Below are 19,335 nucleotides of genomic sequence, written 5' to 3'. Positions count from 1 at the left end.
TCAGACGCGCGGCTCCGGGGTGCCGACGAGCTCGGCGCGGGAGTCGGCGGTCGCGTGGGCGCGGGCCTCGACGATCTCCTCCTCGTCCTCGCCGAAGATGTCGCCGCGCGGGGCGTCGTAGCGGTCCCGGTCGAGGATGCCCTCCTGGGAGGCCACGAGGGCGGGGATGAGGGCCTGGCCGGACACGTTGAGGGCGGTGCGGCCCATGTCCACGATCGGGTCGACGGCCAGGAGCAGGGCCATGCCCTCGAGGGGCAGCCCGGCGGTGGACAGCGTGAGCGTGAGCATCACGGTGGCGCCGGTGGTGCCGGCGGTCGCGGCCGAGCCCAGCACGGACACGAGCGCCACGAGGGCGTACTGGCTCAGGCTCATCTCGATCCCGTAGAACTGGGCGATGAACACGGCGGCCACGGCCGGGTAGACCGCGGCGCAGCCGTCCATCTTGGTGGTGGCGCCCAGCGGGACGGCGAAGGAGGCGTAGCCGGTGGGCACGCCGAAGTTGCGCTCGGCCACCCGCTGGGTGACGGGCAGCGTGCCGAGGGAGGAGCGGGAGACGAAGCCGAGCTGGAACGCCGGCCACACGCCGGTGAAGAACTGCTTGACGGAGAGCCCGTGCAGGCGCGCCAGCAGCGGGTACACCACGAGCATCACGAGGGCCAGGCCCACGTAGATCGCCACCACGAACTTGGCCAGGGTGCCCATCGTGGACCAGCCGTAGGAGGCCACTGCGTTGCCCAGCAGGCCGATGGTGCCGATCGGGGCCAGGCGGATGATCCACCACAGCAGCTTCTGGATGATCGCGAGCACCGAGCGGGAGAACGTGAGGAACGGGGCGGCCTTCTCGCCGACCTTGAGCGCGGCCACGCCCACGACGATCGCGATCACGAGGATCTGCAGCACGTTGAACGTGGGGGAGGAGGCCAGCGCGCCGTCCTCGCCCGCCGTGGTCTTGACGGTCAGGCCGAGGAAGTTCGCCGGCACCAGGGAGGTCAGGAAGTCGAGCCAGCCGACGTCCTTGGCCTGGTACGACGCCGGCGCGGTCTGGCCGGTGCCCACGCCCGGCTGCAGCACGACGCCGACGGCGAGGCCGATGAGCACCGCGATCAGGCTCGTGATGGCGAACCACAGCAGGGTCTTGGCGGCCAGGCGGGCCGCGTTGGTCACCTGGGCCAGGTTGGCGATGGAGGCGACGACGGCGAAGAAGACCAGCGGGACGACCGCGGCCTTCAGCAGGCTGATGTAGATGCTGCCGACGGTGGCCAGCGTCTCGCCGAGCCAGGTCGGGTGCTCGGAGGTGTGCCCCGTCGCGCGGGCGATCAGGCCCAGGACGAGGCCGAGGACGAGGGCGGCGGCGATCTGCCAGCCGAAATTCGACGTCCAGGCGGGGAGCCGACGTCGGGGCGCCGGTGCGGGGGAGGACTGTGCGGTGCTCATCCGGGGAGGTTAGGCGGTCCATTACCATGACGCCGAAACGGATTGCGCCATGTGACGTCGTGGTGACGTCCGTCTCGCCCCCGCGTGGCCCAGCGCGGGGGTCCTGTGACGTGGCCCGCACCCGGGTCGCCGGTTTGGCCCCCGGGCATAGAATCGCGGAAACACCCGTCCCGAAAGGCCCCTTCGTGACCATCACCAGCACCGGTCCCAGCCCCGAGCCCGTCCACTCCTCCTCGGATCCCTTCGGCTTCTTCGGCCTCACCTATGACGACGTCCTGCTGCTGCCCAACGCCACGGACGTGATCCCCGCGGACGCGGACCCGGCCACGCGGCTGACCCGCAACATCCGCTTGAACATCCCCATCGTCTCCGCGGCGATGGACACCGTGACCGAGGCCCCGCTGGCCATCGCCATGGCCCGCCAGGGCGGCATGGGCATCATCCACCGCAACCTGTCCATCGAGGACCAGGCTCGCCACGTGGACACCGTGAAGCGCTCCGAGTCGGGGATGATCAAGGACCCCGTGACCATCGGCCCCGACGCCACGCTCGCGGACCTGGACGAGCTGTGCGCCCAGTACCGCGTCTCGGGCCTGCCGGTGGTGGCCGAGGACATGACGCTGCTGGGCATCATCACCAACCGCGACACCCGCTTCATCCCGCGCGAGGAGTGGGCCACCCGCACGGTGGACACCGCCATGACCCGCATGCCGCTGGTCACCGCGCAGGAGGGCGTCTCGCGCGCCGAGACGATCCGCCTGTTCTCCCAGAACCGCGTGGAGAAGCTGCCGCTCGTGGACGATGCGGGCCGCCTGACCGGCCTGATCACCATCAAGGACTTCGACAAGGCGGAGCAGTACCCGGACGCCGCGAAGGACGACGAGGGCCGCCTGCGCGTCGGCGGCGCCGTCGGCTTCTTCGGCGACGGCTGGGAGCGTGCCATGGCGCTCGTCGAGGCGGGCGTGGACGCCCTCGTGGTGGACACCGCGAACGGCCACACGCACGGCGTGCTGGACATGATCGCGCGCCTGAAGAAGGAGAAGGCGGCCGCGCACGTCGACGTCATCGGCGGTCAGGCTGCGACCTACGCGGGCGCCAAGGCGATCGTCGACGCCGGCGCGGACGCCGTGAAGGTGGGCGTGGGCCCGGGCTCGATCTGCACGACCCGTGTGGTGGCCGGCGTCGGCGTCCCGCAGATCACCGCCATCTACGAGGCGGCCAAGGCCACGCGCCCCGCGGGCGTCCCGCTGATCGCCGACGGCGGCCTGCAGCACTCCGGTGACATCGGCAAGGCCCTCGTGGCCGGCGCCGACTCGGTGATGCTCGGCTCCCTGCTGGCCGGCACGGCCGAGTCCCCGGGCGACCTCGTGTTCTACCAGGGCAAGCAGTTCAAGACCTACCGCGGCATGGGCTCCCTGGGCGCCATGCAGACCCGCAACGGCACGCGCTCCTTCTCCAAGGACCGCTACTTCCAGGCGGACGTGCCGGACGAGGACAAGCTGATCCCCGAGGGCATCGAGGGCCAGGTGCCCTTCCGGGGCCCGGTCGCCTCGGTGGTCCACCAGCTCGTGGGCGGCCTGCGCCAGACGATGTTCTACACAGGCGCGTCCACGGTGACCGATCTCAAGGAGAACGGCCGCTTCGTCCGCATCACCGCGGCGGGCCTGAAGGAGTCCCATCCGCACGACATCATGATGACTGTCGAGGCCCCGAACTACCGTTCGCGCTGACCCGCACGTCGGGTCCGGGGGAGCCCCCGTCCGGGGGCGGCGCCGACGACACGATCGGCGACGCCCCCGTGGCGCCTGGGCTAGGCTGGCCCGGTGACGAACCAGATTGAGATCGGCCGCGGCAAGCGCGGCCGCCGGGCCTTCTCCCTCAACGACGTGTCCGTGGTGCCCGCGCGGCGCACCCGGGATCCCCAGGACGTCAGCCTCACGTGGCGCATCGACGCCTACACGTTCGACATGCCCGTGATCGGTGCGCCCATGGACTCCGTGATGAGCCCGGAGACCGCCATCGCGATGGGGCGGCTGGGCGGTCTCGGCGTCCTCAACCTCGAGGGCCTGTGGACCCGCCATGAGGACCCGCGCCCGCTGCTCGAGGAGATCGCCGCCCTCGAGGCCGGCCCCGCCGGGACCGAGGCCACCCGCAAGCTGCAGGAGGCCTACGCGGCCCCCATCCGCCCCGATCTGATCACCGAGCGCCTCGCGCAGATCCGCGAGGCCGGCGTCGTCGTCGCGGGCTCGCTGACCCCGCAGAACACGCAGGAGTTCTACCGCACCGTCGTGGCGGCGGGCGTGGACCTGTTCGTCATCCGCGGCACCACCGTCTCGGCCGAGCACGTCTCCTCCACCCAGGAGCCGCTGGACCTCAAGCAGTTCATCTACGAGCTGGACGTGCCCGTGATCGTGGGCGGGGCGGCCGGCTACACGCCGGCCCTGCACCTGATGCGCACCGGCGCGGCCGGTGTGCTCGTCGGTTTCGGCGGCGGCGCGTCCACCACCACGCGCCGCGCCATGGGCATCCGTGTGCCGATGGCCACGGCCATCTCGGACATCGCCGAGGCGCGCCGCGACTACATGGACGAGTCCGGCGGCCGCTACGTGCACGTGATCGCCGACGGCGGCGTCTCCACCTCGGGGGAGATCGTCAAGGCGATCGCCATGGGTGCGGACGCGGTCGTCCTGGGCGCCGCCCTGGCCCGCGCCACCGACGCCCCCGGCGGCGGCTGGCACTGGGGCCTCGAGGCCGCCCACCCGGAGCTGCCGCGCGGGCACCGCACCCACGTGGGCCAGGTGGCTCCGCTCGAGGAGGTCCTGTGGGGGCCCGGCCGCCACGCGGACGGCACGTCCAACCTGATGGGCGGCCTGAAGCGCGCCATGGCCACCTGCGGCTACACCGAGCTCAAGGACTTCCAGAAGGTGGAGGTCCTCGTGACCCCCACCCAGACCGTCTGATCCCCGCCGCCCCGAGGCGGCACCCCGACCGGAAGAGTTGATACGGCGTGCTGCGCACCGCCCTCAAGCCCGTCTGGCTGGCCACCCTGGTGCTGGCCCTCGTGGCGGCCGCGGTCTTCGTGGCGCTGTCCAAGTGGCAGTTCGAGTCCGCGGAGACGAACGCGCCGCCGCCGCGCACCCAGACCGAGAACGCCGTGCCGTTCCTGGAGCACGTGCGTCCCTACGAGGCCCTGCTGGGCTCGCAGGCCGACCAGGTGGTCACGGTCGAGGGGGAGTTCGTCCCCGGCACGGACGTCCTGGTCGGACCGCGCCTGCTGAACGGCCGCGACGGCTACTGGACGGTCACGGCCCTGCGGGTGGCCGGCGCCCCGGACGGCGAGGTCGTCCCGGTGGTCCGCGGCTGGTCGGCCGACGCCGACGTCGTGGACCCCGCGCCCGCCGGGCAGGTCACCGTCACCGGACGCCTGCTGCCCCCGGACGGGCCCCTGCCGCGCGAGGCCACGGCCGAGGACACCGCCGACCGGCTCCTGTACCGCAGCCTGGCCCCGGCCCAGCTGGTGAACGTGTGGGACGAGCCGTCCTACGCGGCGTACGTCGCGGCATTCGAGATGGTCGACGCCGCGGGCGCCGAGACGGGCGCGGCCGGCCCCGGCGGGCTCGAGCCGGTGTGGGTGGCCCCGCAGCCGGAGGAGACCCAGATCATCTGGCTCAACGTCTTCTACGCCGTGGAGTGGGTGCTCTTCGCCGGCTTCGCCCTGTTCCTGTGGTGGCGGTTCGTCCGCGACGACCACGTCCGGGACGAGCACGAGCGCCGGCTCGACGAGGAGTGGGCCGCGCAGTGGCGCGCCGAGGAGCTCGAGCGGCGCCGGGCGGCCGCGCGCGAGGCCAAGGAGCGGGCCGTCGCGGCACAGTCCGCGGCGTACCCACGCCAGGACCACGACGACGGGGCCGTGCGCCCCGACCCCCGCGACCCGGGCCCCCGTGGGCCCCGAGAGGAGCAGAGCCGATGAGCACCCAGCACCCCGGCCCCCAGCCGGTGGACCCGGCGAGCCTGCCGGATCCCGAGGACATCACGGAGGCCGACCTGCCCGAGCCGCCCCCGCGGCCGGGCCGGGAGCAGCGCCGTTTCGCCGGCACCCAGCAGCAGATCCGCTCCGCCACCCGCCTCTACGTGGTGTGCGCGTGGATCACCGGCATCATGCTCCTGCTGCTCGTGGCGGAGATGGTGCTGAAGTACGGCATGCACGTGGAGCTCTACGCGGGCGGCACCACCCTGGACGGAGACGCCAACGGCCTGGGGCTGCACCCCACGGACAGCGTGACCGGGGGAGTGAACCTGTCCCTGTTCATCCTCATCGCCCACGGCTGGATGTACGTGGTGTACCTGCTCGCCTCGTTCCGCCTGTGGTCCCTGATGCGCTGGGAGCCGCTGCGCCTGCTGGCGATGGCCGGCGGCGGCGTCGTGCCGTTCCTGTCCTTCGTGGTGGAGAAGCGCATGACCCGCGTGGTCCGGGACGAGCTGCACCGCTTCCCGGACGCCGCGCGGCGCTACTGAGCGCCTCGACTATCCTGGACGGGTGACGCAGAATGCCCCCCACCCTGACACCCCCGCCCCGCTCAGCGACGTGATGCCCACGGTGCTGGTGCTGGACTTCGGCGCCCAGTACGCGCAGCTCATCGCGCGTCGTGTGCGCGAGGCCAACGTCTACTCCGAGGTGGTGCCCGCCTCCACCCCGGCGGCGCAGATCCTGGAGCGCGAGCCCGCGGCGCTGATCCTCTCGGGCGGGCCGTCGTCGGTGTACGAGCCCGGCGCCCCGCAGCTGGACCCGGCGCTGCTCGAGGCCGGGGTGCCCGTGCTGGGCCTGTGCTACGGCTTCCAGTCGATCGCGCACGCCCTCGGCGGCACCGTGGCCCAGACCGGCACCCGGGAGTACGGCTCCACCCGCCTGGACTCGGTGGACGCCGACTCCGTGCTGTTCGCGGACCAGGACCTCGAGCAGGTCGTGTGGATGTCCCACGGGGACGCCGTGACGCAGGCGCCCGAGGGCTTCGCCGTGACGGCCTCCACCGCGGGCGCCCCCGTCGCCGCGTTCGAGGACCGCGAGCGCCGCATCTACGGCGTGCAGTGGCATCCCGAGGTGGGCCACTCCTCCCGCGGCCAGCGGGTGCTCGAGCAGTTCCTGCACGAGGGTGCGGGCCTGGGCGCGGACTGGACGGCCAGCGGCGTGATCGAGGAGCAGGTCGAGCGCATCCGCGAGCAGATCGGGGACAAGCGGGCCATCTGCGGCCTGTCCGGCGGCGTGGACTCCGCCGTGGCCGCGGCCCTCGTGCAGCGCGCCATCGGCGACCGCCTCACCTGCGTCTACGTGGACCACGGCCTCATGCGCGAGGGCGAGTCCGCCGAGATCGAGCAGGCCTTCGGCGAGGCCCACGGCGGCGCCCGCCTCGTGATGGTGGACGCGCGCGAGGACTTCCTGTCCGCGCTGGCCGGCGTCACCGACCCCGAGGCCAAGCGCAAGATCATCGGCGAGCGGTTCATCCGCACCTTCGAGAAGGCGCAGGCGGACATCGTCCTCGAGTCCGAGCACGACCCGGACGCCACCGAGGTCCGCTTCCTCGTGCAGGGCACGCTCTACCCGGACGTCGTCGAGTCCGGCGGCGGGGACGGGGCGGCCAACATCAAGTCCCACCACAACGTGGGCGGCCTGCCGGACGACATCGAGTTCGAGCTGTGCGAGCCGCTGCGCGAGCTGTTCAAGGACGAGGTCCGCGCCGTGGGCGCCGAGCTCGGCCTGCCCGAGGGCATCGTGCACCGCCAGCCGTTCCCGGGCCCGGGTCTGGGCATCCGCATCATCGGCGAGGTCACCCAGGAGCGCCTGGACCTGCTGCGCCGCGCGGACGCGATCGTGCGCGCCGAGCTCACCGCGGCCGGGCTGGACCGCCAGATCTGGCAGTGCCCGGTGGTGCTGCTCGCGGACGTGCGCTCCGTGGGCGTGCAGGGTGACGGCCGCACCTACGGCCACCCGGTCGTCCTGCGCCCCGTCACCAGCGAGGACGCCATGACGGCGGACTGGGCGCGGATCCCGGACGACGTCCTGTCCCGCATCTCGAACCGCATCACCAACGAGGTCGACGGCGTCAACCGCGTCGTACTCGACGTGACCAGCAAGCCGCCGGGCACCATCGAGTGGGAGTGAGCGGCGCGTCCGGCGCCGCATCCGGCCGCCCCTGACCGGGGCGGCCGTCCGCACGAAGACCGCCTGGACCCAGGCGACGGAGGAAGGACCGCACGCACGTGACCGAGCAGGAGTTCCCGCGCCTGGCCCGCGCCCGCGCCACCGCACGCCCCGACGAGGGGCAGACCCGCCCCGACCCGGCCGCCTGGGTGTCCTCCCTGGGCTCGGGCGCCGAGAACGACACGATGCTGCGGTTCGCGCCCTCGGCGGCCAACAGCATCGACCTCACGGAGGCGAACTCCTCCGGCGTCTCGCAGCTGCTGCTGGGGCGGCGCACCCGCCTGTCCACCCTGCTGCCGGCCGGCCCGGAGCTGGACGCGGCGCACGAGGTCTCCCTCGGCCTGCGCGCCAAGGTCCGCGAGCTGGCGGAGGAACGCGGCATCGACGTCGGCGCGCTCGCCGTGGGCGTGGCCACGTGGACGGCTGAGGAGGACGGTCGGCGGGAGCGCCGCTCCGCCCCCGTGCTGCTGGCCCGCGTGGCCCTGACGGTGCGCCGCGGCGCCCGGGGCCGGGACGAGCTGGAGGTCCAGATCACCGAGCCGGCCCGCCTGAACCCGGCGCTCGTGCGGAACCTGCGCCGGCACCACGGCATCGCCCTGGACCCCGAGGCGTACCAGCAGGCCGCCTACGCCACGGCGCGCCTCGAGCCCGCCCCCGCGTTCGCCCGCCTGCGCGAGGAGGCCGCCGCGATCGCGGACCTGCACGTCGAGGACTGCCTGCTCGTCTCCACGTTCGCGGACCTGGGGGAGACCGCCTCGCTGCCCGCCTCCCTCGAGGATCTGCCCGTCGTGCAGGCCCTGTACGACGCCGGCACCGGCATGGTGCCGCGCCCGGCGGCGCTGCAGCCCACGGGCGCGCTCGCGGAGGACGACGTCGCCCCGGCGGACGAGCGTCTCGTCCTGGACGTCGACGCCGCCCAGGCGCGCGTGCTCGAGCACGCCGCGGCGGGGGAGTCCCTCGTGGTGGCGGCCGCCCCCGGCACCGGGCAGACCCAGACCGCCGCCGCCCTGGCCGCACGCCTGGCCTGGGAGGGCCGGCGCGTGCTGGTCGTGGCCGAGCGTTCCGCCGCCCTGGCCGACGTGCTCGACCGCCTCGAGGAGGCGGACCTGCGCTCGATCGCGCTCCATGTGCCCGCCAACGCGGACCCCGAGCTGCTCCGCCGCCAGCTCGTGCAGGCCGTCCTGCGCTCCGAGCGGGCCGTGGACCCCGACACCGCCCGGGACGAGGCCGCACTGACCGAACGGCGGCGCCGGCTGCAGGAGCACGTCGGCTCGCTGCACCACGTCCGCCCCCGCTGGGGCTGCTCGCCGTTCCAGGCGATGCAGGCCCTGGCCGCCCTGACCGGGCTCGAGACGCCGCCGGCCACCACCGTGCGCCTCAAGCGCTCCGTGCTGGACTCCACCGTGAACCGGCAGGCCGTGGGCGAGCAGCTCGTGCGCGCCGGGGAGCTCGGCGCGTTCTCCGCCGCCGCCACCGAGAGCCGCTGGTTCGGCGCCCGCGTGCGCAACGTGCAGGAGACCGAGGCCGCCTCGGAGCTGGCCGACGAGCTGGCGGCGGCCCTGCACACCACCCGGCGCGCCGTGGACACCGCCGCCGCCCAGGCCGGCCTGCGCCCCGAGCGCACGGTGGCCGGCTGGGCGGAGCAGGCGGACCTCTACCGCCGTGTGGCCCGCACCCTCACCGAGTTCACCCCCGAGGTGTTCTCCCTCGACGTGCCGCAGCTGGTCGCGGCGACCGCCACCAGCGCGTGGCGGCGCCTCCACCTGGTCGAGATGTCCTCGGTGGCCCGGTCCCGCCTGCGCCGCGCGGCGAAGGACGCGGTCCGCCCGGGCGTGCAGCCCACGGACCTGCACGGCGCCCTCGTGGACGCCGCCGCCGTCCTGGAGGACTGGAACCGCCACGCCGCCGAGCCGGGCACGCCCCCGCAGGTGCCGGACCAGGGCGAGCACGTGATGGGCCACGTCGGCCAGGTGCGCGAGCACCTGCGCCGGCTCGAGGGCGTCCTCGCCCCGGAGGCCGTGGCCGAGGGGCCGCTGGACGAGCGCGACGTGGACGACCTCGTGGCCGCCGTCGACGGGCTGGTGGCGGACCGCGACACCCTGGCCACGCTGCCCGAGCGCACCCTCGTGCTGGACAGCCTGCGCGACCACGGCCTGGCGGAGCTGCTCGAGGACCTGCGCGACCGCGAGGTGCCCACCGAGGCCCTGACCGCCGAGCTCGAGCTGGCGTGGTGGCAGTCCGCGCTCGAGGCGATGATCTCCGGGGACGACTTCCTGGCCATGATGAGCGGCACGGACCTGGCCGAGGTCGAGCGCGGGTTCCGCGACCTGGATCGCGCCCATCTCGAGCGCGGCGGCATCCGGCTCTCCGCCGCGCTGGCCGCGCGCTGGCGGGAGGCGCTGCGCACCTATCGCGCGGACGCGGCCGTGCTGCGCACCCTGCTCAAGCAGGGCAGCCCCACGGTCGAGTCCCTGGCCACGATCACCCCCGAGCTCCTGCAGGCGCTCGTGCCGGTGCTCACCACCTCGCCCATGGCCCTGTCCGAGTTCCCCCCGGAGTGGCGCGCCGACGTCGTCGTGCTGCTGGAAGCCGACGCGACCGCCCTGGCCACCGCGATGGGCGCGCTCACCCGCGCCCCCCAGGTGGTGGCCCTCGGCGACCCGGTCATCGGGCGCCCGCAGTCGTTCCAGGTGTCCGTGGACCCGACGGCGACCGCCGGGCCCCTGCGCCCGCTGCGCTCGGCCTACGACGCGCTGGACGAGGTGCTGCCCACCCTGCCGCTGCGCACCGTGCACCGCCCCCTCGAGCGGCGCCTCGTGCGCCTGCTCTCCGCGCTCGCCTATGACGGCGCCCTGGACGCGCTGCCCACCGCGGGCGAGGCCACCGGCCGGGATCGTGCCGTCACGGCCGAGTACCTGCCCGAGGGCACCGGCATCCCGATGACCGGCGGCGACGTGGTCGAGTCCACGAACGCCGAGGTCGCCCGCACCGTGGAGCGGGTGTTCGAGCACATCCGCGACCGGCCCGAGCAGTCCCTGGCCGTGGTCACGGTGTCCGAGCAGCATGCCCGCCGGGTGGCCGCCGCCGTGCAGGCCACGGCCGCGCAGGCGCCGTGGGCCCACGAGTTCCTCGCCCGCGGCCGCGGCGAGGACGCTGCCGAGGCCGAGCCGTTCGTGATCGTGCCGGTCGTGCGCGCCGCCTCCGTGGTGCGCGACGCCGTGATCCTCACCCCCGGCTACGGCCGCACCCCGCACGGCCGCGTGGTGCACCACTTCGGCGCCTTCTCCGACCCGGACGGCGAGCGCATGGTCACGGTCGCGCTCACCCGTGCCCGCCGGCGCCTGCACCTCGTCTCGGCGCTGCGCGCCGCGGACCTGGACGAGGACCGGCTCGACGGCGGCGCCCTCTGGTTCCTGCGGCTGCTCGAGGCCTACCTGGGCGACGACGCCGCGGACCCCGTGGGCATGGTGGGCGATCCGCTGCTGGCCGATCTGCGCGACCGGCTCGAGGAGCACGGCGCCCGGGTCCTGCCCCGCTACGCCGGCGTCATGGACCTGGCCGTGCTCGATCCGCGCGCGGACCAGGACGAGGTGCCCCGTCCGCTGGCCCTGGCCGGCGACGGTGGCGAGGTGTACCGCGCCCTCACGGTGCGGCAGCGCTCGCGGACCCTGCCCGAGGGGCTCGAGGCCCGCGGCTGGGAGCCCCGGACCCTGTGGTCGATCGACGTGTTCGCGGACCCGGAGTCCGTGGCCCGCGAGCTGGCCGACCGGCTGGGCGTGGAGCCGGCGGACGAGACGGACGAGACCGACGACGATGCCCGCTGACGGCGCGCCGCGCCGCCGCGGCCCGCGCCGGGCGGACGCCCCGGGCACCGGCCCGGCATCCGCCGACGGTCGCGAGCCGCGCCTGCCCGGGATGCCCCGGCTGATCGGGCAGGCCGGGACGTCGCCGGCGACGGCGCCGACCGGGGACGTGGCCGGGGTCGAGTCCGGCCCGGCCGAGGCCGAGCGCGACCGCTGGCTGCGCGAGCAGCGCCCGCCCCACTGGGGCTGAGCCGGCCCGATGCGGCCGGGTCAGTCCGCGGCGGGGGAGGACGAGGACGACGTCGAGGACGTCGAGGACCCGGCGGCCGAGTCCGAGGTCGATCCGCCGGCCGAGCCGGTGCCGCCCGTGCCGGAGCGCGAGTCGGTCCGGTAGAACCCGGAGCCCTTGAAGCTCACGCCGACCGAGCCGTACTGCTTGCGCAGGACGCCGCCGCACGCGGGGCACTCAGTGAGGGCGTCGTCGGTGAAGGCCTGGACGACGTCGAAGGCGTGGCCGCAGTCCTTGCAGCGGTAGGCGTAGGTGGGCATGCTCAGCTCCAGCTCGCTCGGGGCGCGCCGGGGCGCGCGGTTCTGGGGGATCCGACCCCCGATGCTACTCCGCGCCGCGGGCCGGGCTCAGACCCAGCGCAGCCCGGCCGCGGTGACGACGCCGTCCACGGGCCGGTCCGTGGGCTCGGCGGGGATGGCGCCCGCCGGCAGCAGCTCGTCCTCGAACACGAGGGCCACGGTCGGCACGCTCCGCGGCAGCTCGGCGAGGAAGCGGTCGTAGTAGCCCCCGCCCTGGCCCAGGCGCATCCCGTCCTCGGCCACCGCGAGCGCCGGCATGACCACCGCGGTCGCCGCCGCCAGCGCGTCGGACCCGAGTCGTTCGCCCACGGGCTCGTCCACGGGGGCGTTCGCGGCGCGCGCCGTCGCGGCCTCCGGGTGCCACGGAGCCCAGCTGAGGCGACGTTCCGGCTCGATCACGGGGACGAGCACCCGCGCCCCCGCGGCCAGCAGGCGGGCGCGGAGCACACCGGTGTCCGGCTCGGTGGCCATCGGCAGCACGGTGGCCACCACCGGGGCGGTCCCGTCCGCGGTCGCCGCGGCCACGCGCGGACCCAGCCACGCCCACAGGTGCTCAACGGCGGCCGCGGACTCGGCGGCGCGGCGCGCGGGGGAGCGCTCGCGGCGGGCGGTGCGCAGGCGGGCACGCAGGGCGGCCTTGGCGTCCACGACGTCGTCGACGCCGGCGACGGGGCCCGTGGCGGCGGGCTCGGGCACGGGAGGGGGAGTGCGCATGTCCCCATGATGCCCGCCGCACCGGTGTGCCGCGCCCGGCCGCGCATAGGATCGACGCCATGTCCTGGCAGCGTTCCCCCTGGCCCGTGACCCTGCGGCACGGCACCCTCGCCCTGCGGCCGCTGCGGCGGCGGGACCGGGAGGCGTGGGAGGAGCAGCGGACGCACAACCGGGAGTGGCTGACGCCGTGGGACGCCACGAGCCCCGTGCCGGGCGCGGGCCCGGCGTCGTTCGGGCAGATGGTCCGCTGGCACGGCCGCCAGGGCCGGGACGGCAGCGCCTACACGTGGGGCGTGGTCCTCGACGACGACCGCCCGGACCGGGACCGCCTGGTGGGGCTGCTGTCCCTGGGCGGGATCCAGTACGGCTCGGTGCTCTCCGGCTCGATCGGCTACTGGATCGACCGTCGCGAAGCCGGCCGGGGGCTGACGCCGACGGCCGTGGCCATGGCGACGGACTGGGCGTTCCGCAGCGCCGGTCTGCACCGGGTCGAGGTCAACATCCGCCCGGAGAACGCGGCCAGCCTGCGGGTCGTGGCGAAGCTCGGCCTGCGCGACGAGGGCCTGCGGCGCGCGTACCTGCACGTGGACGGCGCCTGGCGGGACCACCGGACGTTCGCGGTGACCGCCGAGGAGGTCCCCGACGGCCTGCTGGTCCGGTGGCTGGCCTCTCGGCCGCGCCCCTGAGCGGCCCGGCGGGACACGCCGAGTGCGGACACGCCCCCATGGCCGGACCGGTCCGCCCCCGGCGCTAGGCTGACCGCATGGACGAGACCACCGCGCCGACGACGGCTGTGCAGGCCGCGCTCGACGCGCTGGCCGACGCCCGGGTGAGCGCGTCGCTGGTCATGGTGGCCCTCGTGGCCCTCGTGGCCTTCCTGGCCTGGCGGCTCGTGCTGCGCCGCCATCGTCTCGCGTCCGCCCCCGCCCGCCCGTCGATGCCGAGGTCCTTCATGCACCGCCTGCAGAGCTCGCCCGCCGTCCGTGCCCTGAGCGCCCGGTTCTCGGGCCGCCTGAGCGCCGCCGCCGACGCGGCGCGCACCGCCCGCGGCCGGACCGGCCTGCGCATCCGGTGGGGGCGCACGGCGCTGTTCCTCACCGCCCTCGTGGCCCTGCTCGTGTTCCTCGTGGCCGGGGTCGCCGCGGCGTTCGGCGCGGGCACGCTGTCCCTGGCCGGCTGGTCGCTCCTGTTCGCCGCGGCCGGGCTGGCCGGACTGCGGGCCCTCGCGGTCCGCGACTGCACCCGACGCGCCCGGCCGGCCGCCGTCGTCGCCCCGGAGCGCCCCGCCGCCCCGGCGGTCGAGGAGCGGCAGGCCCCGCCCGCGGACCCCGAGCGGGACCGCCGCGTGCTGGAGACCGTGCTGGCCTTCGAGACCGAGGCGCCGCGTCCGGCCGCCGCTCCCGCCGCACCCCGGGTCGAGCCCGTGGTGGTGACCGCCTCCTCCGCCGCTCCCGCAGCGGATCGCGTCGTGACCATCCCCGCGGTGCCGCGCCCCACCTACCTGGACGCCCCGGAGATGGCCCGCCCCCTGCCGACGCCGCTCGAGACCCCCGCCCCCGGCGGCTCGGACACCCGGCTCCAGGACGCCGCGCGCACGGCGGACGATCAGATCAGCGCCGCCGCCGAGCAGGACATCGCCGCCCTGGACCTGGACAACGTCCTGGCGCGGCGCCGGGCCGGCTGAGCCCCGCCGGGCGGACGCGCCCGTGAGCATCGACCGAGCCGCCGCGCGCCAGGCCGTCCGCGCGTCGGGTGAGCGCTGGCTGCGCACGCGAGCCGACGCCCTGCACCTGCAGCGGGGACGTCGGCTCGCGCGCGTCCTGGACCTGGACGTGATGACCGGACGCGCGGGCGACGCCCGCGTGCGCTCCCGCACCCTCGTCCTCGCCCGCGACCCCCGGCACCCCGCCGCCCCCGCCGCGGCGTGCCCGCCCGTCCCGGGCGAGCGCGGGGTCCTGGAGGACGGCACCCTGTGGTGGTGGGCCCCCGCCGACCCCGTCCTGCCGGGCCTCACGCTGACCGCCGACCCGGACGCGCTCGCGGCCCTGCTCGGCACGGTGCCGGGCCGGGCCCGTCTCACGTGGCGCGGCTACCGGCCGCGGGACCGCGCGGTCCTGGCCGTCGAGGCGACCGGCGACGACGGCGTCGTGGCCCGCACGTTCCTGAAGGTGCTCCCGCCCGCGCGCGCCGCACGGGTCGCCCGGCGGCAGGCCGCGGCGGGGGCGGCCGGGGTGCCGGTGCCCGCCGTCCTCGCGACGCCGGAGCACGGGGTGCTCCCGCTCGCCAGCGTGCCGGGCCTGCCCTGGCGGGCGCTGCTGGCCGGGCCCGAGGCCGCCGGCCTCGACCCCGCGCGGGTCGCCGCGCTGCTGGACCGGCTGCCGCCGGTGCCCGGGGAGCCCCCCGGTCCGGCGGGCCCCACGATCGGGGCGGCCGGGTGCGCCGACACGGACGACGGCGGACCCGCCGTCCTGCTCGAGCACGCCACGTGGGCCGCCGTCGTGCTGGACCCCGAGGCCCAGGACGAGGTCGCCGCCCGGGCCGACCGGCTCCGCGCGGCGCTCGCGGCCGGGGATCCCGGCCCACGTGTGCCCGTGCACGGCGACCTGCACCCGGGGAACCTGCACGTGGACGCGGCGGGGGAGCGGATCACCGGCGTGCTGGACGCCGACGACCTGGGCATGGGGCACCGCGTGGACGACTGGGCCGTCCTGATCGCCCATCTCGAGGCGGGCGCCGTGGACCTCGGCGCCGGCGGCGCCGCGTTGCGCGCCGTGGCCGCACGGTTCCGACGCCACGCCCGCACCGAGGTCGACGCGGCGGCGCTGGCCGCCCGCGTCGCGATCGTGCTCGCCGCCCTCGCGGCGCAGCCGACCGCGCCCCGCGCCGTGCGGGCCGCCCGCCGGGCCGCCGCCGACGCCGTCCTGGCCCGCGTCGGCCTCTGAGCCGCGACGGCCGCCGCCACAGTCGGGCCGGGCCGCCACCTCGACCGGCGGTCAGTCCGCGCCGAGCCCCTCCCGGAGCGCGTCGAGCTCGTCCCGCACGCGCGCGGCGCCGTCGTGGTCCCCGAGGGCGGACAGGCACTGGTGCAGGCCCGTGAGCGCCCCGAGGCGCACGAGCGTGGACTCGGTGGACTCGCACACCAGGCGGAAGAGCGTCGCGGCCTGCTCGGGGCTGCCGTCCTCGGCCACCACGTAGGCGGCGAAGAGCTCGGCCTGCGCGGCGCCCTCGCGGTCCCCGGCGGCGGTGAACAGGTCGGCGGCCTGCAGCGCGGTGGCGATCGCCTCCGGCCCCCGCTCGAGCGACCACAGGGCACGGGCGCGGGTGTCCGTGTAGTCGGCCACCTGCCAGTCGGCGCCGGCGTCCCGCACGAGGGCGAGCGCCTCCTCGAGGAGGTCGAGGCCCTCCGCCTGGCCGGACTCGCACAGCAGGTACCCGTGCGCGTGCAGCGCGGCCGGCAGCACCGCCGGGTCCTCGTCCACCGCCTGGCGCGCGGCCGCGACCGCCCGCTCGAACAGGTCGAGGGCGGAGGGCCGGGTGCGTTCGTCGCGCTCGCGGTTCACGAGGGCGCCGGCGGCCAGGAGCGTGCGCGCGGCGTCCTCCCACTGGCCGTGGGCCTCGAACAGGCCGGCCGCCTCCCGCCACAGGGGCAGCGCGTTCTCGGCGCGGTCCTGGTCGTGGTGGGCGTGACCGAGGTCCACGAGGGCACGGGCCTGCTCGACGTCCCGGCCGTGGGTGGCCTCGCGGCGCACCAGCCGGGCGAGCAGGGGCTCGGCCTCGTCGGCGCGGCCGGCGAGCACGAGCTGGTGCGCCCACCAGTAGCTCAGGCTCGAGGCCTCCGGCGCCTCGGCCTTCTCCGCGTGCACGGAGGCCAGCTCCCACGCGGCCACGGCGACCTCCTCGTACCCGTCGAGGTCGCCGGCCACGCGCCCGGCCAGGGCCGCCGCGGAGGCGGCGCCGCGCCGCAGCCCGACCGAGGCCATCCGCTCCGCCGCCTCGAGCGCCAGGTCGAGGGCCGCCGTCGGACGGTCCAGCTCGTGGGCGGCGATCGCCCGCACCGTGGTGGCGGAGGCCAGGACGGCCCGGGCGGCGGGCAGCGCGGTGACGACGGCGGCCGCCGCGTCCGCCTCGGCGTGCTCGCCCCGCCACAGGTGCAGGCGGGCGAGCAGCAGATGCGCGCTGGACCACGAGCCGGTGGGCAGCAGGGCACCGGCCGCGCGCAGCCCGCCCAGGACGGCGATGACGCGGCGGGCCAGCTCGAGCGCGGCGTCCAGGTCCCCGGTGTGCACGCGGTGCACGGCCAGGGCCAGGGCGGCCTCGGGCAGGGCGGTGTCCCCGGGGTCCTCGCCGGGAGCGCCCGGCTCGTCCTCCACGACGCCGGCCAGCACCGCCGCCTCGACCGTGTCCGGATCACGCACGAGGGCGGCACCGAGCTGGGATTCGAGCCCGGCCTGCCGGGGCCGGCCGAGGTGGCGCAGCAGCGCCGCCCGGGCCTCCACCCAGCGGGTCAGGGCCGCCTCGTCCCCGACCTGGCCCGCGGCGACCGCGAGCGCCCGCAGCAGGGCGAGGCGGACGTCGTCCTGGCCGGGCACGAGCGCGGCGAGGCCGGAGTCGGCGAGGCGGGCGGACTCCCGGGGCTCGTCGCGCAGCGCGGCCTCGAGGGAGAGCTCCCACCAGCCGCGGGCGTCCAGGGCGGTCGGGGCGTCGGGCGCCGCGGTGACGCGGGCCTGCCGGAGCAGGGCGTGCACCCGGTCCAGGGCGGCGTCGACGGCCGGCTCCACGGGGCCGCCGGCGAGGTCGTCCCGGCGGGGCGGGTCCTGCGGGGTGTCCACGGGCACTGCTCCTTCCGGGGGCGGGACGGGTGGTCCTCCAGCCTAGGGCGCGGGTCGGTGGACCGTGCCGCTGTTCGCGGTGGGCGGTGCTCGTAGACTGGCCGGGCCCCGGCGTCGCCCGCCGCGGGCCGTCCCACCGCCGCCAGGAGCCCGCAGCCATGAACACCACCCCCGCCGCCCCGGACGCCGCCGGAGCGCACCCCGCAGGCCCGTTCCAGACGCGCGCCGGCGCCTACGCCCTGATCGTGGACGGCGGCCGCGTCCTGCTCAGCTCGTGGCAGGGGCCCGAGTTCCTGCAGTGGACGCTGCCCGGCGGCGGCATCGAGCTCGGCGAGAGCCCGGAGGAGGCGTGCCTGCGCGAGGTCTGGGAGGAGACCGGCCACACCGCCGAGCTCACGGGCCTGCTGGGCGTCACGACCGGGACGATCCCGGTGGAGAAGCGCCTGCGGGGCGAGCCGCTGCCCCTGCTCACCGTGCAGGTCCTCTACACCGCCCGCATCACGGGCGGCGTCCTGCGCCCTGAGGTCGGCGGATCCTCGACGGACGCGCGCTGGTTCGACCTCGCGGAGCTCAGCGAGCTGCGCACCGCCTCCTGGGTCACCGAGGCGCTCGCCCGTGCCGGGGTGGACACGTGAGCCGCCCCGCCCACCGCCGCCCGACGGCCCTCGCCGCCTCCGCCCTCGCGCTGTCGCTGGCCCTGGGGGCGTGCGCGCGGCAGGCGGACGCCCCGCCGACGCCCTCCGCGTCAGGCACACCGATCACGGTCGTGCACGGCGGCGAGGGCCTGGAGGGCGCCGTCGCGGCGGTCCTGGCCCGTCACCTGCGCCTGCAGGGCCACGCCGTGGCGGACGAGGACGGCGTCGCCGTGGAGCAGTCGGCGTGGTCCGCCGCCGGCGGGGACACGGTCGCCGTCGTGGACACCCTGGCCCTGGCCGCCGCCGACCCCGCAGCGGCGCTGCCGTCCCCGCCGTCGTCGACGCCGACCGGGACGGAGGCCGGCCCGTCCATGGACGCCGTGCCCACCGCCTCGACCGCCGCCCCGAGCCCCACCGCGCTGCCCGTCGGCGACCCCGCGGCCGACGCCCCGGCGGCCCGGCGCATCCTGGAGACGCTGCTCGCCGGGCAGACGGCCGCGGCGGGGACACCGCAGGACGAGGCCCCGGCGGTGCTGTCCTCGTCGGCGGGCGTGCTGCGCCTGACCGCGGTCGTCACCCAGACCACCGCGGCCCGGCTCGAGCTCGAGTCGATCACGGACCTCAACGGCCGGTGCGAGTCGCTCACCGCCGTCGCACCCCCGCCCCTGACCGCCGCGGCGAATCCGGACGCGGCCACGGCCCTGCGCGCCCGCCTGGACCGGCTCGCCGGCTGCCGACCCGAGACCTGGCTGGCCGACACCGAGGACCCGAGCGCCGCCGTCGTCGCGGACGAGGCCCAGGTCGCGCTGCTGACCGACACGGATCCGGAGATCGACGCGAACTCGCTCGTCCCGCTCGAGGACGACGGCCGCGTGCTCCCCGAGGGGCGGCTGACCGCCGTCGGCTCCGCCGCGACGCTGGACGACGACGCCGAACGGCGCATCGCCGAGGTGATGTCCGCCCTCGACGGCGACGGCCTGCGGGAGCTCGAATGGCTCACCACGGGCGACGACCCGCTTCCGGCCGCCGAGGCCGCGCAGTACTGGCTGGTGGACCACGGCCTGGAGGACGCGCCCGAGGACTGGTTCGTGCCCCGCGGCTCCTGGTTCTGAGCTCGCACGGGGGAGGGGTGCCGG

General features: G+C 76.2%; 16 protein-coding genes. 12 read left to right on the top strand and 4 right to left on the bottom strand.

Annotation, left to right across the window (positions count from 1 at the left end):
• The gene (locus tag MLUT_RS19755) at positions 1-1,434 is read right to left on the bottom strand and encodes a dicarboxylate/amino acid:cation symporter (protein ID WP_010080436.1); all 1,434 of its coding nucleotides are present in this window, start codon (positions 1,432-1,434) and stop codon (positions 1-3) included.
• A gap of 185 nt (positions 1,435-1,619) precedes the next feature.
• Between MLUT_RS19755 and guaB the strand changes: the two genes are divergently transcribed.
• The 7 genes from guaB (at position 1,620) to MLUT_RS19720 (ending at position 11,683) form a co-directional block, all read left to right on the top strand.
• Positions 1,620-3,164, top strand: a complete 1,545-nt coding sequence (gene guaB / locus MLUT_RS19750) for an IMP dehydrogenase (protein ID WP_010080437.1) — start codon at positions 1,620-1,622, stop codon at positions 3,162-3,164.
• Between the two features lie 93 nt (positions 3,165-3,257).
• Positions 3,258-4,394, top strand: a complete 1,137-nt coding sequence (locus MLUT_RS19745; protein ID WP_010080438.1) for a GuaB3 family IMP dehydrogenase-related protein — start codon at positions 3,258-3,260, stop codon at positions 4,392-4,394.
• Positions 4,395-4,441: 47 nt separating this feature from the next.
• Positions 4,442-5,404, top strand: a complete 963-nt coding sequence (locus MLUT_RS19740; protein ID WP_010080439.1) for an SURF1 family protein — start codon at positions 4,442-4,444, stop codon at positions 5,402-5,404.
• Positions 5,401-5,949 carry a DUF3817 domain-containing protein gene (locus MLUT_RS19735; protein ID WP_010080440.1) on the top strand — a complete coding sequence of 183 codons (549 nt, stop codon included), beginning with the start codon at positions 5,401-5,403 and terminating at the stop codon, positions 5,947-5,949. Before MLUT_RS19740 ends, MLUT_RS19735 begins: the two co-directional genes overlap by 4 nt.
• Positions 5,950-5,971: 22 nt before the next feature.
• Entirely contained in the window at positions 5,972-7,591 is a 1,620-nt protein-coding gene (gene guaA, locus MLUT_RS19730) for a glutamine-hydrolyzing GMP synthase (protein WP_012751030.1), read from the top strand.
• A gap of 98 nt (positions 7,592-7,689) precedes the next feature.
• Positions 7,690-11,454 carry a DUF4011 domain-containing protein gene (locus MLUT_RS19725; protein WP_010080442.1) on the top strand — a complete coding sequence of 1,255 codons (3,765 nt, stop codon included), beginning with the start codon at positions 7,690-7,692 and terminating at the stop codon, positions 11,452-11,454.
• The gene (locus MLUT_RS19720) at positions 11,444-11,683 is read left to right on the top strand and encodes a hypothetical protein (protein ID WP_010080443.1); all 240 of its coding nucleotides are present in this window, start codon (positions 11,444-11,446) and stop codon (positions 11,681-11,683) included. Before MLUT_RS19725 ends, MLUT_RS19720 begins: the two co-directional genes overlap by 11 nt.
• A gap of 20 nt (positions 11,684-11,703) precedes the next feature.
• Here the strand turns inward: MLUT_RS19720 and MLUT_RS19715 are convergent, their stop codons facing one another.
• Both MLUT_RS19715 and MLUT_RS19710 read right to left on the bottom strand, forming a co-directional pair.
• Entirely contained in the window at positions 11,704-11,982 is a 279-nt protein-coding gene (locus MLUT_RS19715) for an FmdB family zinc ribbon protein (protein ID WP_010080444.1), read from the bottom strand.
• An 87-nt stretch (positions 11,983-12,069) separates the two neighbouring features.
• Positions 12,070-12,735 (bottom strand): 5-formyltetrahydrofolate cyclo-ligase, encoded by a 666-nt coding sequence (locus tag MLUT_RS19710; RefSeq protein WP_231936603.1) that lies wholly within the window; start codon positions 12,733-12,735, stop codon positions 12,070-12,072.
• Positions 12,736-12,794: 59 nt separating this feature from the next.
• Between MLUT_RS19710 and MLUT_RS19705 the strand changes: the two genes are divergently transcribed.
• The 3 genes from MLUT_RS19705 (at position 12,795) to MLUT_RS19695 (ending at position 15,677) form a co-directional block, all read left to right on the top strand.
• Positions 12,795-13,421 (top strand): GNAT family N-acetyltransferase, encoded by a 627-nt coding sequence (locus MLUT_RS19705; protein WP_010080446.1) that lies wholly within the window; start codon positions 12,795-12,797, stop codon positions 13,419-13,421.
• Positions 13,422-13,498: 77 nt separating this feature from the next.
• Positions 13,499-14,419, top strand: coding sequence for a hypothetical protein (locus MLUT_RS19700; protein ID WP_012751029.1), 921 nt, complete (start codon positions 13,499-13,501; stop codon positions 14,417-14,419).
• Positions 14,420-14,441: 22 nt separating this feature from the next.
• A complete protein-coding gene (locus tag MLUT_RS19695; RefSeq protein ID WP_012751028.1) occupies positions 14,442-15,677 on the top strand; it encodes a phosphotransferase in 1,236 nt (411 codons plus the stop codon).
• Between the two features lie 51 nt (positions 15,678-15,728).
• On the opposite strand, the gene MLUT_RS19690 is transcribed toward MLUT_RS19695, so the two are convergent.
• Positions 15,729-17,564 (bottom strand): hypothetical protein, encoded by a 1,836-nt coding sequence (locus tag MLUT_RS19690; RefSeq protein WP_012751027.1) that lies wholly within the window; start codon positions 17,562-17,564, stop codon positions 15,729-15,731.
• Positions 17,565-17,722: 158 nt separating this feature from the next.
• On the opposite strand from MLUT_RS19690, the gene MLUT_RS19685 reads away from it, so the two are divergent.
• On the top strand, positions 17,723-18,199 hold the full coding sequence (locus tag MLUT_RS19685) for an NUDIX hydrolase (RefSeq protein ID WP_010080454.1): 477 nt from the start codon (positions 17,723-17,725) through the stop codon (positions 18,197-18,199).
• Positions 18,196-19,311 (top strand): glycine betaine ABC transporter substrate-binding protein, encoded by a 1,116-nt coding sequence (locus MLUT_RS19680; RefSeq protein WP_010080455.1) that lies wholly within the window; start codon positions 18,196-18,198, stop codon positions 19,309-19,311. Before MLUT_RS19685 ends, MLUT_RS19680 begins: the two co-directional genes overlap by 4 nt.
• The last annotated feature ends 24 nt before the right edge of the window (positions 19,312-19,335 follow it).

Source organism: Micrococcus luteus NCTC 2665, from assembly GCF_000023205.1.
Classification (GTDB): Bacteria; Actinomycetota; Actinomycetes; order Actinomycetales; family Micrococcaceae; genus Micrococcus; species Micrococcus luteus.
The sequence above is the reverse complement of the archived record's forward strand: the minus strand, read 5'-3'. Positions and strand labels throughout refer to the sequence as shown.